This is a genomic window from Moorena sp. SIO3H5, from assembly GCF_010692395.1.
Taxonomy (GTDB): Bacteria; Cyanobacteriota; Cyanobacteriia; order Cyanobacteriales; family Coleofasciculaceae; genus Moorena.
Genome location: NZ_JAAHHS010000514.1, coordinates 1 through 4734 on the forward strand (window position 1 = coordinate 1; position 4734 = coordinate 4734).

Genomic DNA, 4734 nt, shown 5'->3' on the forward strand with positions numbered 1-4734 from the left:
CCGGTACCATCGGGAGCAGTTAAGGTAAACCCATAGAAACTATCGTCACTAGTACCAGGTTGACCATCACCCCCGTCTTCCCACAACTCAACCCGCACCCCATTGATACCCGGTTCACTATTATCTTGAATCCCATTACCGTTTTGGTCATCCCAGACCAAGTCTCCAATGATGGCAGGGGTAGGGGGTTGAATCACAATGCCGACTTTAGGGGGTTCTGCCGGTAACAGAGTAGCTGCGGTACCGGATTGATCCGTTCGTGTCGAGACGAAAGCAAAGGAATTCCAGGCAATCTCACCATTCGTTGGTGCTCCAGCTGGTGCTCGCATTGGCCAGTTGAGGATCACCGACTCTAGGGGGTCGAGAACCAGGTTGCCCAAGTTAAACCTCAGAGCGGTGACCGCACTGGGGTCACTGGGAAAGGTAGTACTCCAGTCATTGACGCAGCCACTAGGCCAATTGAGGTCTTGACCATCACTAGGATTGGGACGGCAAGGATTGGAGTTGGTGGTGTATTCAACAGTGACACCAGGAATCGCCACGGTAACCGGACCTGCGAGATTAGGACGCCATTGGGAACCCCTGGCTGAACTAGTATTGAGCACTTGAGTATCGCCGATGGCAGGCAAGATATCAACTACGACTATATTAGTCATCGGCACTGTGCCTTGATTGGTGATAGTCAGCTGGTAATCTACTCGTCCCCCCGGAACCGTGGTGCCACTAGTGGAGAAACTGGTATCGACCTCACCCTGAACTACTTTTTCTGAATCAAGGGTTGCGATTCCAGCTACTTCAATGTTTGCTGTTCTTCGACAAATCGTCTCATCGGTGATGCCATCCCCATCCACATCAAAAGTATCCTGACTCCTGCGGTTACTACTGTTGCAATCAAACACGCTATCGTTGGACATCACGAAGAATTCATTAGTCAACGAACCTGTACTTACACTTTGCTGAACCACTGTATCGACATAGATTCTCAGCCACCTATTCTCTGGTATTTGGGTTCCTGTAATTTGCCAACGCAGCAAGGTGCGACCGGTGCCGTTATAGTTGGGAATCGCCTCAAAGTTAATCGGAGCGTCATCAGGCAGAGTAGTTGATCCGACACTATCAAACCTCCAGGCACCCCCATACTCAAGTCCTGCTGGTAGTAAATCAGTAATAATGGGATTGACATAATCTGCGGTAGCGCTCGACTCATTGCGAAACTGTAGCCGAAATTCTATGGTGTCACCAGGAGCATAGGGTCCACTACTAGTTTCGTCTCTTTTGTTTGGATTTAGGATCGCTTGTAATCCCAAGATTTCTGTCTCTTGGCACTGTTCTAGGGGGTCTGTTGGTGAATTGGGCGTCCAAGTCAGTTGGGCACAGTTTTTGATCGTCTCCCCAATCGAGCGGTCAGGCTGAACCTCTACGAAGAATTTTGGTCTATTACTGCCTCCTGTAGCTTGAAAACCTACTGGTACATTGGTGTACTCGAACTCAACCCCTGTAATGTATTCCCCTGCTCCTAAGGTGATGTCGCTCCCAATGGTGAGGGTGGTGTTCTGAGGGTGTGAGGTACCGGCGGTCAAGGGGTTGAGATTAGTTTTGTAGCGCACAATCACATCCCCAGTGTAATTGTTGTATCTGCCTGTGCTAATTTTAGTGACCCGCACCTGATCTAAGAGGTTAATCCCATCGTCATTGACTTGATCTAGGTCGTCAGTGACGGTCAGAGTAGTCATCGGTACATTACCGGTATTTCTTGGGTCAAGCCGAAACTCAAATTCATTGCCAATGGCCACCTGACCCGAGAAGGATTTAGAATTCAATGTGCCTTGAGAGTTCGCGTCTGCAAAACCATGTTCAGCCTGACCATTTAAGTTCAACTCGGTGCCATCAATCAGTTGTCCTGTTGCGGTAGCTGGGTTAATCACACTACTATTGGCACCAGTAGTGTTGAAGGTAGCACTAGGATACTCAACAGAAACTTGTGCCTTGAAACAATTTCTGCCACTCTGAATAGTGAGGTTACCTACATTCCAAGTGACAACCCCTGAGTTATGGGTACCCCCATTGGTAGCACTAACAAAACTTGACCCAACCGGAAGAGTATCTTGCACAACTACATTTTCTAGGTTGATACCACTCTCAAGATTCCGGGCATGGCAAAGCTCAAGCTCATAGGTCACTGGTGCATCAAGAGCCGGATCACCATTGCTAGGAATCACCTGATTTTTCTCGAATGTCCACTTATTTAAAGCAGCGTTTGAATCGACATCAGAGTTAATAGTGAGAGCATTGGAGGTGGCATTCCCGGCATTAGTACTCGTCCCTTGGGCTTGGTTAATCGCTTCTGTATTGTCTACAGTCGTACCGGAGGGAAACTGGACTCGAATCTCCAAGTTGACCGGGGAACCGGCTGGAATCGGTGAATTATACTCAACGGTAGCCTGTCCTGTCTCCTCGTCATAGCTGACAGTAGCAGGACGTCCAGGAAGGATGGTGACATTGTTAGAAGACCAATCAATCTCAGGAGGAAGTAGGTCAGTAATCACCACATCCTGGCAGTCATCATCTCCACTACAGGAGACCCGGATGGTGTAGATAAATTCTTGTCCTGATGGAACTTCTGTAACGATATTACCATCGGCATCATTAGCAACTTTTACCAACTGGAGTTGGGAATCAGCCCATACTGGAGTCGCGTAACCTGCGATCGCACTGACTAACATCACACTGCCAATCAGTGTCTGGCCAGGAAACTGAGAAGGGAAAATTTTCCCTAGAGGATGGGGTAGGCTTTTTGAACCCAAATGGGGTGCGATCCCTTGGAGATAGTTCAATAAAGATTTCATGACTGGCCGCGATGAATAATGAGAATTGAGAAATTAAACTAAACACGTTTTTATAGACAAATCCGGTATCGAGAGATTACTCCAAGGATAGGGAGTGAGACACAAATAAACTGAAACACAAATAAACTATATAAACCCATGGTGTGTGCCCAATTGGTTGTGCTAAAGGCCAAGTGAAAACCCGCCATAGTTAGTCAGTAAATCTCCAGAGTGATAACACAGCTTTTACGTTAATTAGTTTGATTTTGTGTGCAAGGCGATGCTCGGTACGAGCCGCTACGCGAACGCACCCTGATTTTCGGCTGGTTTTAACTCGTCCCGTTAAACTTTTGTTATTCTCCTAATCTAGCCTTTATAAATGAGATGTAAACATATGAGATTTTTTTTATTGTCAAAGAAAACTCCTTATCTCTTTACCCTATTGCTTTTTGCCTATTCTATTTTGTCTTTCACTGCGTTTTTTTGTTTACAACCCAAATAAATACTATATTTATAATTTCCTGATTTAACCTGCTGTTGCCTAGATATAATTACTGAAATTTCAGCGGAAATTTAACAATTTTAAATAGATAATATCCGTGAATTCCACATGATCATGTTTTGGGAAGCAGCTTCTTAACTGGAATAGCACTGACGTAAAAGTTGGAAAAGACTTAAGATCGGGATAAAAGAGGGAAGATGGGGAGGATGGAGAAGCAAAAGTGTTGAGTTGCTTAACAAAACTTAATATAAATAGTTATAGGAATTCTATAAAGCGAAAAATTGCTAAAAATATAGGCTCTCCCATACCTGTGGTGATCAGCTGTTAGGCATTAAAAATGCCTGACAGCAAGGCATAAGGCAGAAGCAATGCATCTCCCTCGTTATAGGTTTACAACAAAAAGATGCACCGCGTTTTGACTCGGTGCATCCCTAATCCCTACTACCTTGAGAGTCTAAAAATTCTCCCGATTCCGATTTGCTTGCTCCATCTTTTCTACAACCAGGTCTATGGGCATCATTCCCAATTCCCCAGCGGCACGGGTACGAATATTCAAACTGTTTGCTTCGACTTCCTTGGCACCAATCACACTCATCACGGGGATTTTAGCCTTTTCGGCATTACGAATTGCTTTACCGAGCCTTTCCCCACTGGTATCGACTTCTGCTCGAATGCCATGCGATCGCATTTTTGTTGCCACTTCCTGAGCAAAAGGCAACTGTGCGTCCCCAACTGGCAACAATCGTGCTTGTACTGGTGCTAACCAGAAGGGGAAGTCTCCCCCATACTGTTCAATCAATATCCCAGTTAGCCGCTCGATAGACCCAAAGGGGGCACGGTGAATCATAACCGGGCGTTGGCGAGTGCCATCTTCTGCCACATACTCCAAATCAAATCGTTCTGGCAAGTTGTAATCCACCTGTACCGTTCCTAACTGCCATTCCCTGTCGAGGAGATCCTGGAAGATAAAGTCCAGTTTCGGGCCATAAAATGCCGCTTCCCCTGGTACTTCAACGGATTCCATGCCCAAGGTATCTACAGCACGGCGAATTGCTCCTTGGGCTTTTTCCCAAGCCTGATCCGAACCAATATACTTATCCGAGGCCGGGTCACGGAAACTCAACCGTGCTTTAAATTTCTTCATTTGCAGAGTTTTGAACACTGACAGGATTAAATCCACCACATTGAGGAATTCCTGATCCAACTGATCTGGCATCACAAATAGGTGAGAATCATCCACCGTGAAACCACGCACCCTGGTCAACCCCCCCAGTTCCCCAGATTGCTCATAGCGATACACTGTACCAAATTCTGCCAAGCGCATGGGCAATTCCCGGTAGGAGCGCAATTCACTCTTATAAATTTGGATATGGAAAGGGCAATTCATCGGCTTTAGGACAAATCCTT

Annotated in this window: 2 protein-coding genes; both read right to left on the reverse strand. The window is 46.2% G+C overall.

Features of this window, described 5'->3' with window-relative positions:
* Positions 1-2846 (reverse strand): SdrD B-like domain-containing protein (locus tag F6K52_RS32550; protein ID WP_293088649.1); only part of this gene is annotated, 2846 nt, incomplete at its 3' end.
* Positions 2847-3781: 935 nt separating this feature from the next.
* Positions 3782-4734, reverse strand: a 953-nt coding sequence (gene thrS, locus F6K52_RS32555) for a threonine--tRNA ligase (RefSeq protein ID WP_293088651.1), incomplete at its 5' end; no start/stop codon positions are given.